At 70.4% G+C, this 22,730-nt stretch carries 21 protein-coding genes and 1 pseudogene; 14 read left to right on the top strand and 8 right to left on the bottom strand.

What is annotated here, in order from left to right; all coding sequences use genetic code 11:
- Positions 1-110: 110 nt before the first annotated feature.
- The 8 genes from ACF08F_RS19610 to ACF08F_RS19645 all read left to right on the top strand — a co-directional run bounded on the left by ACF08F_RS19610 (position 111) and on the right by ACF08F_RS19645 (position 10,002).
- Entirely contained in the window at positions 111-947 is an 837-nt protein-coding gene (locus ACF08F_RS19610) for an alpha/beta fold hydrolase (protein WP_392299781.1), read from the top strand.
- Positions 948-1,051: 104 nt separating this feature from the next.
- Entirely contained in the window at positions 1,052-2,137 is a 1,086-nt protein-coding gene (locus tag ACF08F_RS19615; protein ID WP_392299782.1) for an LLM class flavin-dependent oxidoreductase, read from the top strand.
- A complete protein-coding gene (locus ACF08F_RS19620) occupies positions 2,134-2,748 on the top strand; it encodes an FMN reductase (protein WP_392299783.1) in 615 nt (204 codons plus the stop codon). Before ACF08F_RS19615 ends, ACF08F_RS19620 begins: the two co-directional genes overlap by 4 nt.
- A 60-nt stretch (positions 2,749-2,808) precedes the next feature.
- On the top strand, positions 2,809-5,730 hold the full coding sequence (locus ACF08F_RS19625; RefSeq protein WP_392299784.1) for an AAA family ATPase: 2,922 nt from the start codon (positions 2,809-2,811) through the stop codon (positions 5,728-5,730).
- 136 nt (positions 5,731-5,866) lie between these two features.
- Complete coding sequence (locus tag ACF08F_RS19630; RefSeq protein ID WP_392299785.1) at positions 5,867-7,114, top strand: PucR family transcriptional regulator; 1,248 nt, start codon at positions 5,867-5,869, stop codon at positions 7,112-7,114.
- Between the two features lie 163 nt (positions 7,115-7,277).
- Entirely contained in the window at positions 7,278-8,141 is an 864-nt protein-coding gene (locus tag ACF08F_RS19635; protein WP_392299786.1) for an alpha/beta fold hydrolase, read from the top strand.
- A 149-nt stretch (positions 8,142-8,290) separates the two neighbouring features.
- Positions 8,291-9,082 carry a helix-turn-helix domain-containing protein gene (locus ACF08F_RS19640; protein WP_392299787.1) on the top strand — a complete coding sequence of 264 codons (792 nt, stop codon included), beginning with the start codon at positions 8,291-8,293 and terminating at the stop codon, positions 9,080-9,082.
- Between the two features lie 179 nt (positions 9,083-9,261).
- A complete protein-coding gene (locus tag ACF08F_RS19645; protein WP_392299788.1) occupies positions 9,262-10,002 on the top strand; it encodes an alpha/beta fold hydrolase in 741 nt (246 codons plus the stop codon).
- 13 nt (positions 10,003-10,015) lie between these two features.
- On the opposite strand, the gene ACF08F_RS19650 is transcribed toward ACF08F_RS19645, so the two are convergent.
- Complete coding sequence (locus ACF08F_RS19650; protein ID WP_392299789.1) at positions 10,016-10,582, bottom strand: TetR family transcriptional regulator; 567 nt, start codon at positions 10,580-10,582, stop codon at positions 10,016-10,018.
- Positions 10,583-10,800: 218 nt separating this feature from the next.
- Positions 10,801-11,274 carry a hypothetical protein gene (locus tag ACF08F_RS19655; RefSeq protein WP_392299790.1) on the bottom strand — a complete coding sequence of 158 codons (474 nt, stop codon included), beginning with the start codon at positions 11,272-11,274 and terminating at the stop codon, positions 10,801-10,803.
- A 78-nt stretch (positions 11,275-11,352) separates the two neighbouring features.
- Here ACF08F_RS19655 and ACF08F_RS19660 point away from each other — a divergent pair, with 78 nt between their 5' ends.
- Positions 11,353-11,769, top strand: a complete 417-nt coding sequence (locus ACF08F_RS19660; RefSeq protein WP_392299791.1) for a PPOX class F420-dependent oxidoreductase — start codon at positions 11,353-11,355, stop codon at positions 11,767-11,769.
- 100 nt (positions 11,770-11,869) lie between these two features.
- Here the strand turns inward: ACF08F_RS19660 and ACF08F_RS19665 are convergent, their stop codons facing one another.
- On the bottom strand, positions 11,870-12,817 hold the full coding sequence (locus ACF08F_RS19665) for an NAD(P)-dependent alcohol dehydrogenase (RefSeq protein ID WP_392299792.1): 948 nt from the start codon (positions 12,815-12,817) through the stop codon (positions 11,870-11,872).
- 84 nt (positions 12,818-12,901) lie between these two features.
- On the opposite strand from ACF08F_RS19665, the gene ACF08F_RS19670 reads away from it, so the two are divergent.
- Positions 12,902-13,564 (top strand): TetR/AcrR family transcriptional regulator, encoded by a 663-nt coding sequence (locus tag ACF08F_RS19670; RefSeq protein WP_392299793.1) that lies wholly within the window; start codon positions 12,902-12,904, stop codon positions 13,562-13,564.
- A 93-nt stretch (positions 13,565-13,657) separates the two neighbouring features.
- On the opposite strand, the gene ACF08F_RS19675 is transcribed toward ACF08F_RS19670, so the two are convergent.
- From ACF08F_RS19675 to ACF08F_RS19685, 3 genes are all read right to left on the bottom strand, one after another.
- Positions 13,658-14,728: a ferritin-like protein gene (locus ACF08F_RS19675; protein ID WP_392299794.1), complete on the bottom strand. Its 1,071-nt coding sequence runs from the start codon at positions 14,726-14,728 to the stop codon at positions 13,658-13,660.
- 43 nt (positions 14,729-14,771) lie between these two features.
- Positions 14,772-14,969: a hypothetical protein gene (locus ACF08F_RS19680; RefSeq protein ID WP_392299795.1), complete on the bottom strand. Its 198-nt coding sequence runs from the start codon at positions 14,967-14,969 to the stop codon at positions 14,772-14,774.
- Positions 14,970-15,488: 519 nt separating this feature from the next.
- Positions 15,489-16,265, bottom strand: a complete 777-nt coding sequence (locus tag ACF08F_RS19685; RefSeq protein ID WP_392299796.1) for a matrixin family metalloprotease — start codon at positions 16,263-16,265, stop codon at positions 15,489-15,491.
- Between the two features lie 416 nt (positions 16,266-16,681).
- Here ACF08F_RS19685 and ACF08F_RS19690 point away from each other — a divergent pair.
- Both ACF08F_RS19690 and ACF08F_RS19695 read left to right on the top strand, forming a co-directional pair.
- Positions 16,682-16,903 (top strand): annotated as a pseudogene (locus tag ACF08F_RS19690) (IS5/IS1182 family transposase); the annotation flags it as partial.
- Positions 16,904-17,078: 175 nt separating this feature from the next.
- Complete coding sequence (locus tag ACF08F_RS19695; protein ID WP_392299797.1) at positions 17,079-18,245, top strand: alpha-hydroxy-acid oxidizing protein; 1,167 nt, start codon at positions 17,079-17,081, stop codon at positions 18,243-18,245.
- Positions 18,246-18,563: 318 nt separating this feature from the next.
- Here ACF08F_RS19695 and ACF08F_RS19700 read toward each other — a convergent pair whose 3' ends face one another.
- Entirely contained in the window at positions 18,564-19,811 is a 1,248-nt protein-coding gene (locus ACF08F_RS19700) for a serine hydrolase domain-containing protein (protein WP_392299798.1), read from the bottom strand.
- A 164-nt stretch (positions 19,812-19,975) separates the two neighbouring features.
- Here ACF08F_RS19700 and ACF08F_RS19705 point away from each other — a divergent pair, with 164 nt between their 5' ends.
- Positions 19,976-21,124, top strand: a complete 1,149-nt coding sequence (locus tag ACF08F_RS19705) for a sensor histidine kinase (protein WP_392299799.1) — start codon at positions 19,976-19,978, stop codon at positions 21,122-21,124.
- Positions 21,115-21,783, top strand: coding sequence for a LuxR C-terminal-related transcriptional regulator (locus ACF08F_RS19710; RefSeq protein WP_392299800.1), 669 nt, complete (start codon positions 21,115-21,117; stop codon positions 21,781-21,783). The genes ACF08F_RS19705 and ACF08F_RS19710 overlap by 10 nt, the downstream gene beginning before the upstream one ends.
- Before the next feature lie 237 nt (positions 21,784-22,020).
- Here ACF08F_RS19710 and ACF08F_RS19715 read toward each other — a convergent pair whose 3' ends face one another.
- The gene (locus ACF08F_RS19715; protein ID WP_392299801.1) at positions 22,021-22,632 is read right to left on the bottom strand and encodes a hypothetical protein; all 612 of its coding nucleotides are present in this window, start codon (positions 22,630-22,632) and stop codon (positions 22,021-22,023) included.
- Positions 22,633-22,730 lie beyond the last annotated feature (98 nt).

Consider the following 22,730-nt stretch of genomic DNA (forward strand, 5'->3'; position numbering starts at 1 on the left):
GGGTGGTGCGCTGGAGGGCAACCGGAGGCACGGGGCCGGTCCTAGCGTGACGGGCACACCCCGCCGCTTCGGCGGGCGGACCAGCCGACACGAATCGAGGAAGCATCCCCATGCCGTACATCACCGTGGGCCAGGAGAACACCAACCCCGTCGAGCTCTACTTCGAGGACCAGGGAGCCGGACAGCCCGTCGTCCTCATCCACGGCTTCCCGCTCGACGGCCACTCCTGGGAGCGCCAGACGGCCGCGCTGCTCGACGCCGGCCACCGCGTGATCACGTACGACCGCCGCGGCTTCGGGCAGTCCTCGCAGCCGACCACCGGGTACGACTACGACACCTTCGCGGCCGACCTGAACACCGTGATGGAAGCCCTCGACCTGAACGACGCCGTCCTCGTCGGCTTCTCCATGGGCACCGGCGAGGTCGCCCGCTACCTGTCCACGTACGGCTCCGCCCGCGTCGCCAAGGTCGCGTTCCTCGCCTCGCTGGAGCCCTGCCTGCTGAAGAGCGACGACAACCCGGACGGTGTCGCCCCGAAGGAGTTCTTCGACGGCGTCGTCGCCGCCGTCAAGGCCGACCGGTACGCCTACTACACGGCGTTCTTCAACGACTTCTACAACCTCGACGAGAACCTCGGCACCCGGATCAGCGAGGAGGCCGTCCGCAACAGCTGGGACACCGCGGCCCGCGGCGGCTCCTTCGCAGCGTCCGCCGCACCGGCGACCTGGTACACCGACTTCCGCGCCGACATCCCGGCCGTCGACGTGCCCGCCCTGATCCTGCACGGTACGGCCGACCGCATCCTGCCCGCCGAGGGCACCGCGCGCCCCTTCCACAAGGCGCTGCCCTCCGCCGACTACGTCGAGATCGAGGGTGCCCCGCACGGTCTGCTGTGGACCCACGCGGAGGAGGTCAACACCGCCCTCCTCGCCTTCCTGGCGAAGTGACGTCCCACCGCTGACCAGCCGGGGTGACGCCGGAGCCTCCGGCGTCACCCCGCCCCCGGTTCCCCGGCGCGGGAACCGGACGAGCTCAGGAGAGCAGACACCCCATGCAGTTCGGCATCTTCACCGTCGGGGACGTGACCCCCGACCCCACCGACGGCCGCACTCCGACCGAACACGAGCGCATCAAGGCGATGGTCGCGATCGCGCTCAAGGCCGAGGAGGTCGGCCTGGACGTCTTCGCGACCGGCGAGCACCACAATCCGCCGTTCGTACCGTCGTCGCCGACCACCCTCCTCGGGCACATCGCCGCCCGGACCGAGAAGCTGATCCTGTCCACGTCCACGACCCTCATCACCACCAACGACCCGGTGAAGATCGCCGAGGACTACGCGATGCTCCAGCACCTGGCCGACGGCCGGGTCGACCTCATGCTGGGCCGCGGCAACACCGGCCCGGTCTACCCCTGGTTCGGCCAGGACATCCGCCAGGGCATCAACCTCGCCAAGGAGAACTACGCGCTGCTGCGTCGGCTGTGGCGCGAGGACGTCGTGGACTGGGAAGGCACGTTCCGTACACCGCTCCAGGCCTTCACCTCGACACCGCGGCCCCTGGACGGCGTCCCGCCCTTCGTCTGGCACGGCTCCATCAGGTCTCCGGAGATCGCGGAGCAGGCCGCCTTCTACGGCGACGGCTTCTTCCACAACAACATCTTCTGGCCGACCGACCACACCCGGCGCATGGTCCAGCTCTACCGCCGCCGGTTCGCCCACCACGGTCACGGCCGGCCGGAGGACGCCGTCGTCGGCCTGGGCGGACAGGTCTTCATGCGGAAGAACTCGCAGGACGCCGTACGGGAGTTCCGGCCCTACTTCGACAACGCGCCGGTGTACGGCCACGGCCCGTCGCTGGAGGACTTCACGGAGCAGACCCCGCTGACGGTGGGCTCGCCCCAGCAGGTCATCGACCGGACCCTGTCGTTCCGGGATTCCGTCGGCGACTACCAGCGCCAGCTGTTCCTGATGGACCACGCGGGACTGCCGCTGAAGACCGTCCTCGAACAGCTCGACATCCTCGGCGAGGAGGTCGTGCCCGTCCTGCGCAGGGAGTTCGCGAAGGGACGTCCGGCCGACGTGCCGGAGGCTCCCACGCACGAGTCCCTCCGAGCCGCCCGGGAGGTGTCCGCCGCATGAGGCTGACCGTCGTCTCCGCCGGGCTGAGCACCCCCTCCTCCACCCGTCTGCTCGCGGACCGGCTGGCCGAGGCGGCCCGCGAAGGACTCGCAGCCCGGGAGCACACGGCGTCGACCGAGGTCGTGGAGCTGCGCGAACTGGCCGGCGACATCGCCAACCACCTCGTGACCGGGTTTCCGTCGTCGAGACTGAGCGCCGCGATCGACGCGGTGACGGCGGCCGAAGGCCTGATCGCCGTGACTCCCGTGTTCGCGGCTTCCTACAGCGGTCTCTTCAAGTCCTTCTTCGACGTGATCGACCCGGACGCCCTCTCCGGGAAGCCCGTCCTGATCGCTGCGACGGGCGGTACCGCCCGCCACTCCCTGGTCCTTGAACACGCCGTGCGCCCCCTCTTCGCCTACCTGCGCACCGTCGTCGTCCCCACCGCCGTGTTCGCGGCCTCCGAGGACTGGGGCTCGGGAGGAGACGAGTACACCGACGGCCTGCACGGCCGTGTCCGCCGGGCGGGCGACGAGCTCGCCGCGCTCGTGGCGGCGCGCCCGGCCGGTGAGGAGCCCGAGGACGACGTCGCCGTCCTCGAACGGCAACTCGCCGACCTGCGCTTCGACTGAGCCGGGCCCCGGGGCGCAGCGACGTCGGATTCGCTCACATGGTTCATACTGTTCCGCCGTATGAGCGTGAACCGAGTGACGAAAAGGTCCGTACCCGAGGAACCGGACGGTGTACGGACACCCCTCCGCGGCAGGGACGCCGAACTGGCGTTCCTCAAGGCGCGGCTCGACGCGCTCGCCCGGGGCGAAGGCGGGATCATCCGCGTCGAAGGCCCCGCCGGCATCGGCAGGTCCAGGATGCTCGCGGAGGCCGCCGAGGCCGCGAGGCGGCGCGGGACGAGGGTGTTCGAGGGAGCGGCGGACCCCGACGAGCAGTTCGTACCGCTCGGCCCGCTCCTCGACGGTCTGCTCTCCGGCGAGGAACCCCTGTCGGGCGCCGTCCGCCTCAGGGACCTCGCCACGACACCCGGCCAGCGCTTCTGGCTGCTCCAGGAACTGGGGGACCGGCTGCGGGAGACGGCTCGGAACGGCCCCTTGCTCGTCGTCCTCGACGACCTCCAGTGGTGCGACGACCTCACCCTGCTCACCTTCAACACCCTGGCGGCCGGACTCTCGTCGCACGCCATCCTGTGGCTGGTCGCCGTGCGAGGCGGCAGCGTGCCGTCGGGTGTACGCACGACCCTGGACAGGATCCGGCAGGCAGGCGCACACGAGCTGGCGCTGGGAGCACTAGACGACCAGGCCACCACACGGATCACCGAGGAGGTCCTCGGAGCCGCTCCCGACCCGGAAGTCCTCCGTGTCGTCCGCCGCGCCGAAGGGGTCCCGCAGCTGCTGGTCGCGCTGCTCGGCTCGCTGCGGGAGGCGGTGACCATCGAGGACGGCACGGCCAAACTGACGGCCGGACCCCCCGCCCCACGGGCACTCCCCGCTGTCGAGCGCCGCCTCGACAGGCTGTCCGACGAAGCGCGGGAGCTGGTGCAGACGGCGTCCGTCGTGGGCGGCCCGGTCACCGTCGCGCTGCTGGCCGAACTGCTCGGCAGGTCCTCGGCCTCGCTCATCACAGCGGTACGGGAATCCCTCGACGCCGATCTGCTCACCGAAAGCGGTGATCGCCTGGCCTTCCGCCACGACCTGATCCGCGAGACGGTGGAAGCTGGCCTCCCCCTGCCCCTGCGCCGGGCCCTGCGTGGTCAAGCCGCCGAGCTGCCGGCGGGGAGTGCGACCTTCCCCGTAGAACGCCCCGGGCCGTCGGCCGGGAGGGCATGGGCGCACGCGGCTGCGGCTGGGAGAGTACCGGCTGATGCAGCGGGGCAGACAGACGCGGGGGAGGCCGGGGGAGCGGGGCAGGGAGACGCGGCGGAGGCCCACCGACTGCGCACCGCCGCGGCGGAACTGGCGTCCACCGCTCCCGGACCCGCCGCCGAACGCAGCCTCAAGGCCCTGGAACTCACCGCGGCGGACGCTCCGGAGCGCCCCCGGATCATCGCCGAGACGATCCCCCTGCTCTGGCAGACGGGCCGGGCCGCCCAGGCACGCCAGCTGGGAGCCTCCGCCCTGGCGACGGGCGGTCTCGCACCCGAGGACGAGGCACACATACGCCTTGCCCTGGCCCGCCTCTCCGTACCGTTCGACTTCTCCGAAGCGGTACGGCAGGCCCGCGCCGGGGCGGCACTGCCCGGGATCCCCGTGGACCTGAGGGGGCGGCTGCTCGCCATGCTTGCCGTCGGCCTGTCGATGTCGGGCGAGCACGCGGCTGCCGAGCAGGTCGCCGCGGAGGCGTGGGAGACCGCGGCGGCAGCGGGGGACCGCTCCGCCGAGGCCACGCTGACGACGGTCCGCTCGGCCGTGAGCTTCCACCGCATGGACCTGGCCGAGGCGTTCCGTCAGGCCGAGCGGGCAGCCGCGCTGGCCGACGCCTTGGGCGTCAGCACCTCGCTGTGGGTTCCGGAAGCCCTGTGGCACGCCCTCCTGTCGAACACCACCGGACGCTCCGCGGAGGCGCTCGCCGCCGCGGAGGAAGGCATCCGGGTCACCAGGGGGCAGGGCCGGACGGCGGCCACCCGTATGTGGCTCATGACCCGCTCCCGCATCCTGCTGGAGGCCGGACGGCTGACGGAAGCCCGGGCCGACGCCGAAGCCGCGTCCGCGACGACCGACGATCCCGGGCCGGGCAACCTCGCCGACGTCACGCTGCGGTACGTGATGATGCGCGTCGCCTTCCACACCGGCGACCGGCGCACCGCACGAGCGTACGCGGCCGAGGCGAGGCGCATGCGGAGCGACGGCGCACCCGTCGTCCGGCACTTCGGCTCCTGGATGCTGGCACTGATGGCCGACTTCGAGGGCCGGCCCGACCGTGCCATGGCCGAACTCGACGAGGTGATGACGTCGCCCGCCGCGGACCGTCCGGCCTACGCGGGCCTGGTCGACCCCGCCGACGCCCCGGTCCTGGTCCGCCTGGCGCTGCGTGCAGGAGCACACGGGCGGGCCGCCCAGACAGCGGCCCTGGCCGAGCGACTGGCCGTGCTCAACCCCCACCTCACGTTCCTGACCGCCGCCGCCGCGCATGCCCGGGGGCTCCTCGACAACGACCTCGCCCCTCTCGTACGGGCCGTCCGGCTGTACGAGGACTGCCCTCGGCCGTTGGCCCGGGCTTCGGCACTGGAGGACGCCGGACGCAAGCTGGCGGCCACCCGCAGGTCCGAAGCGGTGCCGTTCTTCGAAACGGCCCTCGCGCTCTACGCGCGGGCGGGCGCCGAGCGGGACGTCGCACGCGTCCGCCGGCGTCTGAGGACCGCCGGTGTCCGTCGACGGCCCGTGTCGGACGGACTCGCCGGTGAATGGCCCGAGCTGACGGCCGCGGAGACACGGGTGGTACGGCACGTGGCCCGAGGACTGACCAACCAACAGGTGGCCGAACACCTCTCCCTCTCGCCGCACACGGTGAGTTCGCACCTGCGCCGGGCCTTCACCAAGCTGGACGTCACCTCGCGCGGCGAGCTGACCCGGCTCGCGAAGCAGCGTGACAACGGAGAGTAGTCCCTTCGTATCCCACGTGGGCGTCAGGGCAATGGACGATTCGTGCGATGTGCCGACGGCGCCGTTTCCTCAAAATGATCAAGAGCCGCGGATGGAGAAGTCCGCGGGGAACCGTTGGTCGAAAGAGGAACAGCGAATGACCGTCAGGCCCCAGCGAGCCCGCCCTGGCAGCCCCGAACTCCAGGCGCTCGTCGACACGCTGGCGGAGCGGCTCGGCCGGTCCGTCGTCGTCGACGACCCGCTGGTCCGCATGATCTGCACGAGCCGCCACTTCGGCGACGAGGACCCGGTACGCATCGGCACCCTGCTGCAGGGCCGCGCCGACAACGCGGCCATCCGCTACGTCCTCGCCCAGGGCGTGACCCAGTGGTCCAGAGCAGGATTCATCGACGGCCGTGACGATCTCGGACTGCAACCCCGGTACGTCGTACCGCTGCGCGAGCGCGGGCACCTCCTCGGGCTGCTCATGGTGGTCGTGCCCGACAAGGCGCTCGGGGAGCAGGAGACGGCCTCCATCGCCAGGGCCGCGGACGCCATGGCCGCCCAGATGTACGGAGAGCACGTCACCGCCGACACCCGGAGGGCCGAGGAGCGGGACCTGGTCCTTGAACTCGTCGGGACCGATGTCGCCGCCCGCACCACCGCGCGACGGCGGGGCAGGGAACTCGGGCTGCTCGGAGCGGCCGAGCACGTCCTGGTCACCGTCGTCCAGCTGAGCTGCGCGACGGCGCTCGTACGGCATTCCGAGGCCGCCCTGTGGGCGGCGCTGGAGGGGTACCGGCAGACGCGCTCCGCGCACGGTCTCGTCGCGATCGGCAAGGAGCGGGCGACGCTGCTCCAGCTTCGGGACCGCCCGTTCAGCCCGGACGAGGTCGCTTCCCAGTCCGCTCGCATCCTCGACGAACTCCGCACCTTCCTGGGCCCGTCGGCGGACCCGGTGATCGGCGTCGGCGGCCGGCACGCCGGCCTGGACCACGCATGGACCGCGTACGAGCAGGCACTGGTGGCCGCGCGCGCGGCACGCAAGCTGCCCGGCCTGAAGCGGGCCGGTGACTGGGAGCTGCTCGGGGAACTCGCCGTGCTGCTCCAGCTCCCCGAGCACGCCCTGAACGCGTCCCTGGTCCCGAAGCCGCTCCGTACCCTGACCGAGGCGCACGGCGGCGACCGCCTGCGGGACACCCTGCGCTGCTTCCTCGAACACGCAGGGTCGATCCCCAAGACCGCGGACACGCTGGGAATCCACCGCACCTCGCTCTACTACCGCCTGCGCCAGATCCAGGAGATCACCGGACTCGACCTCGACGACGGCGCGCACCGGCTCACCCTGCACCTCGGATTCAGGGTCGGGGAACTCCTCGCGCCGGACGACGACGAGGCCGGCTGACCGCGAACCCGCTTCGACAAACAGATGAGGATCCACGGCCCGATTCCTACACCTCGCGGTGGTGCGGGCGGCGGGCCCCGTTCGATGATCTTCGGGACGGGCGGGGGACGACGCACCGCCTCTGACCAGGAGAGACGTCATGAAGGAACGCATGAAGAAACGCATGAATGAACGCGTGAAGGAACTGATCACGACGGACGGCGTACGGCTCGTCTACCAGGACACCGGCGGCGAGGGCGTTCCGCTTCTGATGCTGCACGGCTGGGGGCAGACACAAGCGATGTTCCGCCACCAGCTCGAAGGGCTCGCTCCCGGTCGGCGCGTCGTCACCGTCGACCTCCGGGGGCACGGGAAGTCCGGCAAACCGCGCCACGGCTACCGGATCGCCCGGCTCTCGCGCGACGTGCTCGAACTCGTCGACCATCTCGGTCTCGACCGTTTCGACGCGTTGGGCTGGTCCATGGGCGTCTCGGTGTGGTGGAGCTTCATCGACCAGTACGGGACCGGACGGATCCGGCGTCTCGTCGCCGTCGACCAGCCCGCCGCGGTCGCCGCCGTGCCCTGGATGACCGAGCGAGAACAGCGGGAGTCCGGCGCCATCTTCGACGTGTCGGGGCTGCTGTACCTGGGCGCCGCCCTCGCGGGGCCGGAGGGCGACACCATCCGCGCCGACTTCGTGCGCGGCATGTTCTCCGGCGATCCCGACCCGGAGGTGCTGGCCTTCGTCGCCGAGGAGCTCCGGTCGACACCCGCCTACGCGGGCGTACCGCTGCTGTTCGACCACTGCGCGCAGGACTGGCGCGACGTGCTTCCCCGGATCGACGTACCGACCCTGGTGATCGGCTGCGAAGGCAGCCATGTGCACCCCGATTCACAGCGCTTCGTCGCCGGACGGATTCCCGGCGCACGCCTCCACGTCTTCGCCTCCGACGTGGCGAGCTCGCACTTCCCCTTCCTGGACAACCCGCCGGCCTTCAACGCCGTGGTGGAGAAGTTCCTGGCCGAGGAACCGGCGAGCCGGGCCTGAACCCGCTCGCCGCCTGCACGAACCGTACGGCTTGGAGTCCCATGACCCTCTCGCTCATGTCACGCGCGCCCGAAAGGGTGCCCCGGAATTCGCCCGATCCGACCTCGCCCTCCCTCCGCTCGGGGTGGCTGGTCCAGATGCTGTCCGAGATGCCGGGCACGAACGACCGAAACCACGTCTACCTCGGCGTCCACGTCAGGGGGCCCGTCACCGTCGTCCACGAGCGCGTCGAGATCCTGCTGGAACCGAACGACCTGGTCCTGTGCGACCCGGCCCGACGGCACCTGCTGCGCTTCGGCGAAGACTGCCGGATGATCTTCTTCCGGGTGCCCCGCTGCTATCTGGGAGTCACGGAGTCGGAACTGAACCGAGTGCTCGGCGTACCCGTGCGCGGTGGGGAGGGGCTCGGGTCTCTGGTGTCCGACTTCCTGACCGCGCTCGCCGCACAGGAGGAGTTTTGCCGGTCCACGATCGGGGACCGGCGTGCCCGGACGGCCGTACACCTCCTCTCCGTCCTGGTCATGGAGCTCCTGGAAGCGGACACGACGGACGAGGCCGACGACACGTCCGGGACTGTCACCGAGACGCTGTCCCGTATCCGCGCCTACATCGAAGAGCATCTGATGGACCCGGACCTCTCACCGGCGTCGATCGCACGTGCCCACCACATCTCGGTCCGGTACCTGCAGAAGCTCTTCCAGAACGACGGCAGCACGGTGAGCCAGTGGGTGCGGCAGCGCAGGCTGGAGTTCTGCCGACTCGAGCTGAGCCGTTCCAACCGGAGAGTCACCATGGCCGCGGTGGCACACCGCTGGGGCTTCAGCAGCCCCTCGCACTTCAGCCGCACGTTCCGCGGAGCCTATGGGATGAGCCCCAGCGAATGGCAGGCGCTGGCGACCTCGGCCTTCGCACCGACGACGGCCGGCGCCCAGGGGAAGTGAAGGCGCTGAGACGCCTGTGCGCCGTCATGACAGCCCGGATGCGCACACGTACGAGAGGGCCGCTTCCACGGCTGTACGGTGCGTAACCGTCACAAGGACCTCTCACCGAACTCCGGGCCGCGCCCTGCCCCGTCGTGACGACGCCCTCCACGTGGCCCGACACCGAGAAGAGAACCCGCATGATCACCCCCACCGTCGTCCTCGTGCACGGCGCATTCGCCGACGCGACAGGCTGGATAGGCGTCATCGCGGAACTACGGCAGACCGGCATCCCGGTATCGGCCCCGCCGAACCCGCTGCGAGGCCTGACGCCGGACGCCGCCTACCTCACCTCCGTCCTCGCGCAGATCGACGGCCCGGTCGTCCTCGTCGGCCACGGCTACGGCGGGGCGCTGATCACCGTGGCAGGCGCGGCGGAGAACGTCGTCGCGCTCGTCTACGTGGCGGCCTACGCGCCCTGCGAGGGAGAGAGTCTTGACGAGCTCCAAGGGAGCTTCCCCAAGCCCGCGCTCACGGGACACGTGAAGGAGTGGACGTACCCACTCCTCGACGGCGGCTCGGCGATCGAGGTCACCATCGACGAGACGGCCTTTCCCTCGGTCTACGCGGCGGACGTGCCCGAGGACGTCGCCGGTATCCTGGCAGCGGCCCAACGGCCCCTATCCACCGCCGCCTTCACCGACATCACACCCACGGCGGCATGGCGGACGAAACCGTCCTGGGCGCTGGTGGCCGGAGCAGACGGCACGATCAGCCCCGAACTTCAGCGCTTCGGCGCCGAACGGGCCGGAGCAGCCGTCGTCGAACTACCGGACGCCTCCCACGCCGTTGCCCTGTCCGAGCCCACACGGGTCGCCGACCTGATCAGGGCCGCGGTACGGGCGACGAGCTTGCCGACAGGACGGAGCGGAGGCGAGTAACGCACGCTGCCTGTCACAGAAGGCGTCGCACGGCCTCCATGACAGCGCTCCGGCATTCCGCCGGACCCGATGTCAGGACATCCGTCGCCGGCATGGCCGCGGCATTCGTCGGGCTCCACGCCGAGGCGATGGCCAGGACGAGGGTGAGAAGCGTGGCCGGGGCGAAGCCCGGTGTGCCCACTCGGTCCTTCCGGGTCGCCTCCAACGAGGCGAGCTTGTCGTCACGGGCCGGCTTGGCGAGGGCGGGGTCCTGTTCCACGGCAGTGCCGCGTTCCAGTCGGTGCCAGGTCGCCAGGCGGAGCACCTCGGGGTACTTCTGGAAGTAGTCGAACAGCCGTCCGGCGTAGTCCGGCAGATCGTCAGGTGTGAAGGGCACCAGGTCGAGGCCCCGTCCGAGGTGTGCGTCGTAGACGGCGTCGAAGAGCCCGTCCTTGTTGCAGAAGTAGACGTAGATGAGGTTCTTGTTCGCCGAGGCAGCCTTGGCGATCCGGTCGACGCGTGCTCCCGCGATCCCGTACGCCGCGAACTCCTCGGTCGCCGCGTGGAGGATGCGCGCCTTCGTGGCCTCGGCTCGGGACATGGGAGCCATGCTAACAGCGCCTCGGGGGGCTCTCCCGGGCGTAAGATCCGTGACGGTTGCCGCTGGCAGATGAGCACTTTCGTTGCCGGAACACGGTGGGGTCTGTGGTCGGACCGTGCCCCCGATGGTCGACCGAGAGGCCGCACCGGTGGTACGCCCGTACCCTCACCACCCTCCCTCTGATCCGCGTGATCAGGGCCGGTACGCGGCGCGTGTCGTCACCTTAGCCCGAGGGCATCGATCAGCGCCTCGGAGGCGAGCAGCATGACGGTGCACCACAGGGTGACGCCTGCCATGAGCCAGCCGATCAGCCGCCACCGGGGCAGGCCGAGCGCCGTGCCCAGCATGGCCGATCCCCAGGTGCCGAAGAGCGCCGGCCCGACGATGCCGAAGCCGACCACCCCGTACCGGTGCACCACGCGCCGGGCCCGCCGGCCGGTGGGGCCGTCCAGGCGGTTCCGACCGTTCTCGGGCGGCGGCCCGGCGGTGACGGGCTGCCGCTTTGCGCGCCGGACCAGCCACCGGGTACGCAGCCACCCGGCCGCGAAGACGGCGGACAGCAGGCACCCGGCCGCGCCGAGGAGCACGGCGACGAGCGCGATGGGCGGGGCGAGGGAGATCGAGAGGCCGAAGGGTACGGCCGGTGTGCCCAAGGCGAATCCGGCGAGCACGGCCCAGACGAAGTTCAGCACCTGTCACTCCTCGTCGCTGGTACGAACGCCACGTCGGTTTGCGGCGACGTAAATTAACTAACCAGTTATGCTATCTCGATGACAACCTCCGTATCTTCCTCAGCACCCTTACCGGGCAACCCGGTTGAGCGACTGGCGGCGTCCAGGTACGTACTCCTCACGACGTTCCGTCGGGACGGGAGGGCGGTGCCCACTCCGGTGTGGGTGATGAGGGACGGCGACTGCCTGGCCGTGTGGAGCGCAGCCGACGCCGGCAAGGTGAAACGGATCCGCAACAGCGGCCGGGTGACGGTCGCCCCCTGCGACTGGCGGGGGACACCTAAGGGGAAGCCCGTGCCGGGTGTCGCCGAGCTGCCCGCCGACCACGACACCGTTCACTACCTCGACCTGATGAAGCGCAAGTACGGTCTGGTTGCGCGGGTCGGCTTGCTGGGAAGCCGGCTGAAGGGGTCCGGGCAGCGCACGTTGGGCATCCGGATCAGACTCGCGGAGTGACCCTCCCGCGCCCGTACCGCGTGCCGAGCCCGAGCGCTTCTTGCTGTACCGCCCCGGTGTGAGGGAAAGGTCCCCCGCCGCGATGAAGACCGCCTGGTGGCTACGGGCGTACGACGATGTTGCCGATCTTCCGGCCGCTGTCGATCCGCTGATGGGCTTTGGCGATGTCTGGCAGGGGATAGATCTGGTCGATCACTACCGTGACCGCACCTTCGGCAGCCAGGTGCAGGAGGAACTCGAAGCTCTGGACCCGCTCGGGCGCGGGGCCGGCGACGACGTTGCCGCGGGCGCGGACGGTGTCGCCCAGGCCCGCGGCGGCCAGCAGCAGCACCCCTTCGGGGCTCAGCAGGCGCCGGCCGGTCGCGATCGAAAGGTTGCCGACGGCGTCCAGCACCACGTCGAAGCGGTCGGGGATGCCGGCCAGGTCGGTGCGGGTGTAGTCGATGACCCTTTCGGCTCCCAGGCCGGTCACCAGGCCGGCGTTCGCCGTGCTGGTCACACCGGTGACAGTCGCGCCGAAGTGCTTCGCCAACTGGACCGCGTTCGTGCCGATCGCGCCTGACGCACCGTTGACGAGGACCGACGTGCCGGGGCCCACCGATGCCTTGTCCCGCAGGAAGTGCAGCGCTGTCGAGCCTCCGAACAGCAACCCCGCCGCATCCTCATGGGTCACCGCGGATGGCTTCCGCGCGAGCTTCTTCGCCGGCACCGCGACGTACTCGGCGTGTGCGCCCATCTTCAATCCGGTCATGCCGCACACCTCGTCACCCGGCGCCATGTCAAGGATGCTCGCGCCAACGGCCACGACCTCCCCGGAGAAGGAGCTCCCCAGAATCGTCCGTCGAGGGCGGACGACGCCGAACGCCAACCGTGCGAACAAGCCGAACCCCGCGGGGAACCGGGCCCCGCGGATGCGCGAGTCGGCCGAGGTGACCGCCGCCGCCTTGACGCGCACCAGTACCTCGTCAGCACGCGGGGCGGGCCGCGGAACCTCGCTGATGCGTACGACGTCGGGTGTGCCGTACCGATCGACGACTGCTGCCCGCATGCGCCTCTCCTTACATGTGTAAGTCTGTGGTTCACGGTAGCCTTACGACCGTAAGGCCGCAAGTCTGATTCGAGAGGTTCCGTCATGCCCCGGCGCCCGGCGCTCAGCCACGACCGCATCATCGACGCAGCCGTACAGGTCGCCGACCGCGGCGGCCTCGCGCAGGTGAGCATGCGCAACGTGGGCAAGGAACTCGGCGTCGAGGCGATGTCGCTCTACCATCACCTCGCCGGCAAGGACGCCTTGCTGGACGCGCTGGCGAACTGGATCTTCACCCGGATCGAGCTGCCGGAGCCCCGGCAACCGTGGCGACAGGCGATGGCCGATCGCGCGGCGTCCGCCCGCGCCACACTGTCGGAACACCCCTGGGCCCTCGGCCTCATCGAGTCGCGCCGCTCCCCGGGCCCGGCCCTGCTCCGGCACCACGACACCGTGCTCGGCTGCCTGCGCGGCAACGGATTCCCCATGACGCTGGCGGCACACGCCTTCTCCGCGATCGACGCCTATGTCTACGGCTTCGTGCTGACCGAGCTCAACCTGCCTTTCGACGTCGACTCCGCGGCCGAAGAAATCGTCGGTGAGATCGGGGAGCAGCTTTCCCCCGACCTCTATCCGCACCTGGCCGAGCTGGTCGCCGAGCAGGTGATGCATCGGGACTACGCCTACGGCGACGAGTTCGAGTACGGCCTCGCCCTCATCCTCGACAGCCTCGAATCACGCCTGGCGAGCGACGATCCATCCGACTGAAGCGCCTCCTCCGACGAACGGCACGGTGAGCCCCGCCGATACGACGGCGGCCGGTGCCCGTCAGTGGGCTCGTTACGGAGGCCGTGCCTACCGTCAGGCAGTCACGTAGCGGAACTCGGGCCCGTAGTTCTCGCCGCTGTCGCCGGGGAGCGGACGCTCCATCAGCTGTACCGCGGGGCCCTGCAGGAAGAACATCTGCTGCACCGCGTCATTGAGCAGCCGTTCCGCCTCGTCCGGCAGGTCCTGCTTCCACGCGTCTTCCAGCAAGCGCAGCAGGGTGCTGTACGCCTGGTTGGACTCGTCGAGGAGCCGTACCGTCTCGGCATCCGCGGCGGAGGGTCCCGTCCGGGGCCAGCCCCCACGGGGCACGGTTCCCATGCGCAGGGTTTCGGGCATCGGCAGCTCCGCTCCCTCGAACTCCCACTCTCCCGTCACGGGGTTCTTCCGCAGTTTCCGTCCGCGGTAGATCTCCTGGAAGGCGTAGTGATGCGCGAGCTCTCCCGGAGCCCCCGGGTGCGGGTTCTCGGGTGACGCGGACGTTCCCTCGCCCTGTTCCTTGATCACACCGATGGCCGACTCGACGGCGGCGAGCGTCTTCAGGGACACGACGCTGTTCCCCGCACCGTGATGGGGCATTTCCATGGTCAGCTGACGGGCGCCGGTGATCCGCTCGGGGTGCGCGCGGAACGCTTCCAGGAGCGCGGTGTAGAAGGCGCCGATCGAGGTGTGCGTCGCCAATGCCCGCGCCAGCGGCTGGTCCGGCTCCTCGATTCGGGCGAACATCTCCGCCGCCTCCTTTGTCAGGCCGCTGAGGAAGACGGAGAGTTCGGGTCGCACCCCTCCCGGCAGAGGCCCCGGGTACGTCGGCACCACCGACTCGTCGGCGAGCACGGGGGTCCCGCCCAGCGTGGTGAGCAGGTTGCACGCCAGTCCGAGGTGCGACATCTCGTCGAAGACGATCTCGTGCAGCGTGTCGAAGACGGAGCTGTCCTCGCCCGTGTGCCTGATCGACCACATCGCGCACAGATACGGGGGGAGTGTGGCGAGTTCCAGCAGGATCGCCTGCTGCGCCGCTTCCCGCATCCAGTCGGCGTCACGCCGCTCCGCGGGCTGCTCCATCAGTTCGACGATGCGGTTCTTCCGAGCGTACAGAAGCGTGTTCACCACCGGTCTCCTTCCGGACGGGATGAGCGGACGCGTCGGCACCTCATGCCTGCGGAACGTGTTCTCCCAGGCAGGCCCGGCTGAGCTCGGCGACGACGCCTGTCACGGGGAACGTTCCCGGGCCGGGCAGGACCGCCTCGCCATTCTGGAAGGCCTTCACGGCGGTGAGAGCGGCCGAGTCGAAGGTGCCCGGGGCGAAGGTGCCGGGGACCAGCTGATCCAGGCGGTTGGGGCTGAGCATCCGCTGTACGAGGGAGACAGGGGCATCGCCGGGCCCGTCCCGAGCCGTCGCTTGGGGCGGTTGCCGGGGATGGGGAGGATGAGCACTGCCGTATCGAAACAGCGACCGCCCTCCCATCCTCCCCCTTGGCCCGCGACGGCGCACTCCGGGGCGGGGGCGCCATCGGCAGAAGGGACGCGCGACCGCCAGCGGCGAACTAATCCTCTGCCAGGGCGCGATGGCTGGTTCGGGCATTTCGTCGGTCGGACGGAGGAGTGCTGGGACGCATGCCGAATCCGGGGGTCCAAGACCACGCCGAAGGGGCTCGCACACCTCCGCAACGGTTACCCGTACGCTCAGTTCGCGACTGGCTTCGGCTCGGGACCACCACCTACCGGCACGTCACCGAGGTCGTGGAACTCCTGGCCACGCCGGCGCCCACTCTCGTCGACGCGGCGCCGACCGCGTCGACGAAGACGTTCGTGCCGCCGGACGGGACCCCCAGCCCGGCACCGGGCTGGGGGCAGCGCGTCAGATCTGTCAGGTGCCGGGCTTCGGGTAGAGCAGGTTCAGTACCGAGTAGTCCTGGGACGACGGGTGCTGCGGGAACTCGGGAACCGACATGCAGCTGTTGGTCGACCCGTTGTGATCCAGCCCCAGTGCGTGGCCCATCTCGTGGCAGGCGACGCTGCGCCGTGCCGCGTAGGTGTTCGGCGTGATCTGATCGTTGAGCCTCACGACGACCGAACCGTCGACGAAGTACCCGCCGGAGGTGGTGTACGAGGTCTGGCCGTACCACTCGGTTCCGTAGCTGCCGCTGTAGGTGTGCACGCAGTGCCGGCCGCTGGGGCAGCCGGCCGTGTACCAGCGGTAGTAGGCGTCGATGCCGGGCGCCTGGTACCAGTCGACCTGGGCGTCGCTCACCGGCCAGCTGTCGCTGGTGTGGTCGAGGAAGTACACCTGCGGGTCGTTGTAGGCCCCGTAGGACCACTTGGCGCCGCACAGCGCGGACGCGGTTCCGACGATCGGGGAACAGCCGAGCGTCCCGATGCCGGCTGCGGCTGTCGGTTCTGCGTCCTGCACACCGCGGATGCCCTGGCGCCGCAGCGACGCCCTCAGCTCATCGGGCGTGACACCTGCGGCGGGCTCGTAGATGGCGGTGTAGACGGTGCCGTCCGCTCGTTCCTGCACGACGTACACCGCTTCGTCGTGCTGGGCGGCAGCGGGCTTGGGGCCTGTGCCGCGCAACGGATCGGCAGCAGCTTGTGGCACCGACAGCCCCATCAGCATCAGCACGAGGCCGACCAGTCCGACCATGGATCTGGTTGCTCGGAACATGTAGTTCCCCCAATTTCGACGCCCCCGACCGCGTCCGCGATCGAAGACACGGCGCCGCAGGCAGCAGGCTGACATGTATGCGTCATTAGCGGGGACTCCATTTTCGGGCGATCAACAGCAAAGAGGACTGAGGTGCGGCCCGCTGTCGATGATGTGCGGGCTGCGGTGCTCGATGGAATGGGACAGATGGTCAGCGGCCCTGGGGAAAGCGCAACAAGCGGAACACCTCAGGAGTTGGCCTGCTGACCAGTTCGCTGGGAACCAGTGACGGCTTTCCAACCGGGCTGTCGGGGCTGCCGGTTGGGCTGTCAGGCAGGTGAAGCCGCTGGTAGCGGGGTTTTCGACCAAGAAGTCCGTCTCCACCAGAGGCTTCGCACGCTTGGTACCCGTCCGGCATCGACGTGTCCAGTTCTGCCCTGTGCTTCCTGTCGGACCTGCTCCGCCGTCGCCGCAAGGAGCTCGGTCCCGGTGGAGAGGCCTGAATGCGCGGGCGGCAGACCGGGCTCGCACTCGCCTGTCTCCGCAACGGACACCCGTATACCCAGCTCGACGGCGGATACGGCATCGGGTCCACCGCCGCCTATCGCTACGTTGCACTTGTTCGGCAGGCCCTCGCCAATGTCCGGCGTGGCGCGCGCACCGTAGTGTCGAACTGCTTTGGTCCAGAGACCTGTTCGACCTGCCCTTGGGCAATCCCGCCACGCAGATCTCCGCCGGGGTATCGAGCAGTTTCAGCAGCGCCAGGCCCACTGATGGCCCCGGTGCCCCAGCTCCCGCAAAGGACGGTACGAGATGACGAAACCGCAGTTCGGCGACTACCAGAACGAGATCTACCTCGACGGCCTGGGTGGCGTGCTGCCCGCACTGCCCATGGCGTTCGACGAACTGGAGGCGAAGGCCCTGGCCACCCTCCCGCCGTCCGTCCGGACCTACGTGGCCGGCGGGGCCGGCGACGAGCACACCCAGCGGGCGAACGTCCGCGCCTTCGAGCGGTGGGGGCTGTACCCGCGGATGATGGCGGGTGCCACCCGCCGGGACATGACGGTGGACCTCTTCGGCCACACACTGCCCTCACCGATCTTCATGGCCCCGGTCGGCGTCATCGGGCTCTGTGCCCAGGACGGCCACGGCGACCTGGCCACCGCCCGCGCCGCAGCCCGTACGGGTGTGCCGATGGTGGCTTCCACCCTCACCGTCGACCCCCTGGAGCAGGTGGCCGCCGAGTTCGGGAACACCCCGGGCTTCTTCCAGCTCTACACCCCCACCGACCGCGACCTGGCCGCCGGCCTCGTCCACCGCGCCGAGGCCGCCGGGTTCAAGGGAATCGTCGTCACCCTCGACACCTGGATCACCGGCTGGCGCCCCCGCGACCTCGCCGCGAGCAACTTCCCCCAGCTGCGAGGCCACTGCCTCGCCAACTACTTCACCGACCCGGTCTTCCGTGCCCGGCTGGCGAAGTCGCCCGAGGAAGACCTGGGGGCAGCGATCCTGGAATGGGTGGGGATCTTCGGCAACCCGCTGACCTGGGACGACCTGCCCTGGCTGCGCTCGCTCACCGACCTGCCGATCATCCTCAAGGGCATCTGCCACCCCGAGGACGTCCGCCGTGCCAAGGACGGCGGGATCGACGGCATCTACTGCTCCAACCACGGCGGACGCCAGGCCAACGGCGGCCTGCCCGCCCTGGACGCGCTGCCTGCCGTGGTCGACGCCGCCAACGGTCTGCCCGTCCTGTTCGACTCCGGAATCCGCACCGGCGCCGACGTGATCAAGGCCCTCGCCCTCGGCGCCACGGCCGTCGGCATCGGCCGCCCCTACGCCTACGGACTCGCCCTCGGCGGCACGGACGGCATCGTCCACGTACTGCGCTCGCTGCTCGCGGAAGCCGACCTGATCATGGCCGTCGACGGCTACCCGACCCTGGCGGACCTCACCCGCGAGGCACTCGTACGCCTCTGAAGCCACCTGCACGGCCCCGCCCCGGACACTGAACCGACGACCCGTCCGGCGTGGTGCATGAACGGCGACGGGCTCGCCCTGTGACGCGAGGTCGGCTGCGGGGAGGGGAAGGTCACCGCGGCCGACATCGGCCGGACCTGGAGCTGCTGGAGGTCCCGTACACGATCGTCCCGGCCCCAACGCAGGTCGCAGCCCGTGCTGCTGCAGAGCTAGGGCGTGTTGCGAAAGTCCCGCCTGCCCGACGGGCGGCCGGCGCTACTTTCGCAACACGCCCTAGCAGCATGTGGTGCCCTGAGCCGGTACGAACGCCCCGGGCGGTCAGTCTTCCTGTCTGTTGTGGGAGGTATTGCACAGTGCGCGGTCGACGAGTTCGCTGGCGGTCTTGTGCTGCCGGAGGGTTGTGTCGAAGTCGTTGAAGCTGGTGGTCATGGAGACGGTGACGGTGCGACTGCCGTCGTCCGTGGCGCCGTTCAGGGTGATGTAGCCGGCTTCGCCTCCCTCGTGGCTCCAGTAGCTGCCGCCGCAGGTCAGGGCGCGGTTGACCAAGCCGAGGCCGTAGCGTCCGCCGGGCCATATCGCCTCGATCTTCTTGTCGATCGGGACGGTGTCCCGCATCTCGGCCATGCGCGCCTCGGACAGCAGCCTGCCGCCCAGCAGGCTCTGGAAGAACCGGTTGACGTCCGCCGTGGTCGAGACGTAGCCGCCGAGGTCGGGGACGATCTGTCGGGTGACGTTGGTCCGTTCGCCGGAGGCGAAGACCTGGTAGCCGTCGGCATGCGGGCGACGAAGGGTGGACGTGGTGCCCGGCAGGTAGGTGTGGTTCATGCCGAGCGGTTTCAGGATCCGGCTCTCGACCTCCTCCTGCCAGGGGCGGCCGGTGGCCTTCTCGACGATCATGCCGAGGACGACGTAGCCGGTGTTGGAGTAGCTCCAGCCGGTGCCGGGCCGGAAGTCCGGGTGGTGCTTCATCGCCCGGGCGACGATCTGTTCGGGGGTGTAGGTGTCGTAGCGGTGCTGGTAGTACTGCTGTGGGGTCTCGAAGCCGGGCATGTCGTCGTGGAGGCCGCTGGTGTTCTGCAGGAGCTGGCGTACGGTGATCTTCCGTCCGTCGTTGCCGTTGCCGTCGATCACGCCGGGCAGCCAGCGGTCCACCGTGTGGTCCAGTGACAGCCGGCCCTCGTCGACCAACTGCAGGATCACCGTGGCCATGAGGGCCTTGCCGGTGCTGGCGATGCGGAAGTAGCCGTCGCGGGGCACCGGGCGGTTCGTGCCCGCCACGGCGACGCCGGAGGTGGCAACCAGATCCCGGCCGGAGGCGGTGGTCACGCGCGCCTGGACGCCGGAGATCCCCAGCGCCTGGAGGGCAGAGGTGTCCCGACGCAGGTCGCCTGGCTGGTAGACGGGCGGGGACGTGACGGCCGCGTCGTCCGGGGGCTGGCCGGCGATGGCCACACCCGCTGTTGCGAGTGCGACCGCCGCGACGGCCGGCCACCCTCGGCCGATCCGACGGTGACGCTGCGGGGACGGGCGGTGCTTCGGCGCGGAGGCCGTAGGTGTGGAGCTCATGAATCCCACGCTAGGCAACCGTCGGGTTACGGGTCGCTACCGCAGGCGGCCGAGGGAAACCTACAGCTGGCTGTAGCGCCGCGGGGGCTCCCGGCACGTACCGTGGCGCGTCGGAGGGCCGCTCCCGGTCCCGTACGACAGGTGGAGGCGGGCCAGTGCACGGTGTGATCGGCAAGGTCCGCGCTCGGCTGGTCCGGGCCGGGCGCAGTGGACGCTACCTGCTCGGCACCCTGATGACCGCGACGGCGACGCTCGTGGCGGCGCCCCTCCTGTGCATACCGTCGCTTGCGGCTGCCTGGGCGGCGGGCCACCGCCGGCGCGCCGGTGCGCTGCTGGGCCGGCCGGTCGAGCCTCGCCCGCTCGCCCTGCGCCGCGACCTCGCGTGGCTCGTGACACAGGTGGTCACCGGCCTGCCAGTGGGCCTCTTCGCGCTGCTGTGCCTGGGCAACCTGCTTCTCATCCTTGGCATCACCGTGGCGTGGTGGGCGTTTCCCGCATCGGATCCGCCACGGCTGCCGCTGCTGGGTGTCCGTATCGACAGCTGGGCCCTTGCGCTGACGATCAGTCCGGCGCAATTCCTGCTCCTTGGGGTGCTGGCGGCCATCGCCCTGCCACCGCTCGCCCGAGTGCACGCGCGATGCTGCCTGGCGGTCCTGGCACCTTCCTCCGCGGAAGAGCTGGCCACGCGCGTCACCGAACTCACCCGGACGCGCACAGGCGTCCTGCAGGCGCACGGCGCGGAACTTCGCCGGATCGAACGCGACCTGCACGACGGCACCCAGGCCCGGCTGGTGGCCATCGCCATGCGGCTCGCCGTGGCCGGGGAGAGCTTTTCCCAGGACCCCGATGCGGCCGCTGCGCTCGTACGGCAGGCCCGGGCCGAGACCGAGGAGGCCATGACCGAGCTGCGCTCCGTCATCCGCACCATCTACCCACCGGTCCTGGCCGACATGGGCCTCGGCGGCGCGCTCGGCGCGCTGGCCACCAGGGCCGGCGTGCCGACCCGCATCGGCATCGGCGAGCTCGGTGAGGTCCCTGCCGCGGTCGAAGCGGTCGCCTACTTCACCGTCACCGAGGCGCTGGCGAACGTCGCCCGGCACAGCCGAGCCACCAAGGCCGCCGTCCACGTCACCCGCAGCGGCACGATGCTGTCCGCAGAGATCACCGACGACGGGACCGGCGGGGCGGACCCGTCTCAAGGCAGCGGTCTGGACGGAATCCGCCGCCGCGCCGCCGCCCTGGACGGCACCATGAAGATCAGCAGCCCGCCGGGCGGGCCGACCACCATCACCGTGGAGCTGCCGTGCGTGTAGTCATCGCCGAGGACAACGTCCTGCTGTCCTCCGGGCTCGAACTCCTGCTGGGTTCGCAGGGCTTCGAGGTTGCCGCGATCACGGTCGACGCCCCCGGCTTCATGGCCGCCGTCGACCTCCACCGCCCGGACGTCACCATCGTCGACGTGCGACTGCCCCCGACCTTCCGCGACGAGGGCATCCGCGCAGCCCTCCAGGCCCGCCGCGACCGGCCTGGGCTTCCCGTCCTGGTCCTGTCCCAGTACGTCGAGCAGGAATACGCCGGCCGCCTCCTCTCCGACACCCGCGGCGGCATCGGGTACCTACTCAAGGACCGGGTGAGCCGCATCGCGGAGTTCACCGACGCCCTGCGCCGCGTGGCCGCCGGCGGCACCGCCATGGACCCCGAGGTCATAGCCCAGCTCCTCGCCGTCCGCAGCGATCCCGTCGACGCCCTCACCCCCCGCGAACGCGAGGTCCTGGCTCTGATGGCCGAAGGGCACGACAACACCACCATCGCCCAGCGGCTCTTCATCACCGACAACGCCGTCCACAAACACATCGGCAGCGTCTTCCTCAAACTCGGCCTGTCGGTCGGCGACAGCGGCCATCGCCGGGTCCGCGCCGTCCTGGCCTACCTCCGCCGCCACGGCGGATCGAACCCAGCCCCGGTGGAGTAATCGACCGGAGGACAGACACGCGGCTCAGGGCGAGTGAAGGCCGCGGCCAGGTTGTCCGGCACAAGATCAGCACGCATCCGGACACGTTTCCGATCAAGATCGTCGAGTGCAGGATCCGTGCCATCTCATCGTGGCGGCCGGGCGGATGCGCATCGGTAGACGGCGCCGGCGCCGTTCGCGCATCTCCGGCCATGGCGCTTTCGATGCGCAGCCGATGACTGCCCGGCCCCTGGAGCGTCAGCGTCGGCGGGCGCGGGATCGTCGGAGGAGCATGCCGGCCGCGGTGCCGGCGAGCACGATGGCGGCCAGGCCCGCGAGTGACCAGCCGACCGCACTGTCACCCCGCTCGGCGGCCGGGCCCGTCCGGGCCGGTGCGGGCGCGGAGCTGGCCGGTGCGGGCGCGGACGTGGTGGGGGCGGGTGTGGCCGGGGCGGGCGTCGTGGGGGCCGGGGCGGAGGGGAGGGGCGTGGTGGGGGTCGGGCGGGGGGCGGGGGGCGAGGGGTCGACCACCGGGACCTGGACCTCGCGTTCGGCGTGGCCCAGGGCGGGGAAGCCCACGTCGACGGTGACCTTCCAGGTGCCGGGGGCGAGGACCTCGGTGGTGGTCCAGCCGGTGCGTGTGCCGGGCGCGCGGACCAGGGGCCACGGCCCCAGGGAACGGGATCCGTCAGGGCTGGTCGCGTTCACCGTGGCGGCGACGTTCTCCTCGACGGCGTCCCCGTCGTTCTCCCAGGTGATCTCGGTCGTGACGTGGCCGTCCCGCTGACCGGTCACCACCACCTTGACGGTGTCGCCGTGGGCCTGGGTGGTGGCCGGCAGGGCCAGGGCCTGGGCGAAGAGCAAGAGCATGAGCATGAGCAGAAGGCCTGAGCCCGTACGGGCACGGGAAGCGTGGTGTGTGCGCATCGTTGCTGTGCTCCAGGTGCGTGAGATGCGGTGCGTGCGGA

Origin of the sequence: Streptomyces sp. NPDC015130 (genome assembly GCF_043080005.1) — a bacterium.
GTDB lineage: Bacteria > Actinomycetota > Actinomycetes > Streptomycetales > Streptomycetaceae > Streptomyces.

Bases quoted from the DNA above. Each gene is read 5' to 3' on its own strand.
- ACF08F_RS19610 (WP_392299781.1), top strand. From the start codon at position 111: ATGCCGTACATCACCGTGGGCCAGGAGAACACCAACCCCGTCGAGCTC.
- ACF08F_RS19615 (WP_392299782.1), top strand. From the start codon at position 1,052: ATGCAGTTCGGCATCTTCACCGTCGGGGACGTGACCCCCGACCCCACC.
- ACF08F_RS19620 (WP_392299783.1), top strand. From the start codon at position 2,134: ATGAGGCTGACCGTCGTCTCCGCCGGGCTGAGCACCCCCTCCTCCACC.
- ACF08F_RS19625 (WP_392299784.1), top strand. From the start codon at position 2,809: ATGAGCGTGAACCGAGTGACGAAAAGGTCCGTACCCGAGGAACCGGAC.
- ACF08F_RS19630 (WP_392299785.1), top strand. From the start codon at position 5,867: ATGACCGTCAGGCCCCAGCGAGCCCGCCCTGGCAGCCCCGAACTCCAG.
- ACF08F_RS19635 (WP_392299786.1), top strand. From the start codon at position 7,278: ATGAATGAACGCGTGAAGGAACTGATCACGACGGACGGCGTACGGCTC.
- ACF08F_RS19640 (WP_392299787.1), top strand. From the start codon at position 8,291: ATGCCGGGCACGAACGACCGAAACCACGTCTACCTCGGCGTCCACGTC.
- ACF08F_RS19645 (WP_392299788.1), top strand. From the start codon at position 9,262: ATGATCACCCCCACCGTCGTCCTCGTGCACGGCGCATTCGCCGACGCG.
- ACF08F_RS19650 (WP_392299789.1), bottom strand. From the start codon at position 10,582: ATGTCCCGAGCCGAGGCCACGAAGGCGCGCATCCTCCACGCGGCGACC.
- ACF08F_RS19660 (WP_392299791.1), top strand. From the start codon at position 11,353: ATGACAACCTCCGTATCTTCCTCAGCACCCTTACCGGGCAACCCGGTT.
- ACF08F_RS19665 (WP_392299792.1), bottom strand. From the start codon at position 12,817: ATGCGGGCAGCAGTCGTCGATCGGTACGGCACACCCGACGTCGTACGC.
- ACF08F_RS19670 (WP_392299793.1), top strand. From the start codon at position 12,902: ATGCCCCGGCGCCCGGCGCTCAGCCACGACCGCATCATCGACGCAGCC.
- ACF08F_RS19680 (WP_392299795.1), bottom strand. From the start codon at position 14,969: ATGCTCAGCCCCAACCGCCTGGATCAGCTGGTCCCCGGCACCTTCGCC.
- ACF08F_RS19685 (WP_392299796.1), bottom strand. From the start codon at position 16,265: ATGGTCGGACTGGTCGGCCTCGTGCTGATGCTGATGGGGCTGTCGGTG.
- ACF08F_RS19695 (WP_392299797.1), top strand. From the start codon at position 17,079: ATGACGAAACCGCAGTTCGGCGACTACCAGAACGAGATCTACCTCGAC.
- ACF08F_RS19700 (WP_392299798.1), bottom strand. From the start codon at position 19,811: ATGAGCTCCACACCTACGGCCTCCGCGCCGAAGCACCGCCCGTCCCCG.
- ACF08F_RS19715 (WP_392299801.1), bottom strand. From the start codon at position 22,632: ATGCTCTTGCTCTTCGCCCAGGCCCTGGCCCTGCCGGCCACCACCCAG.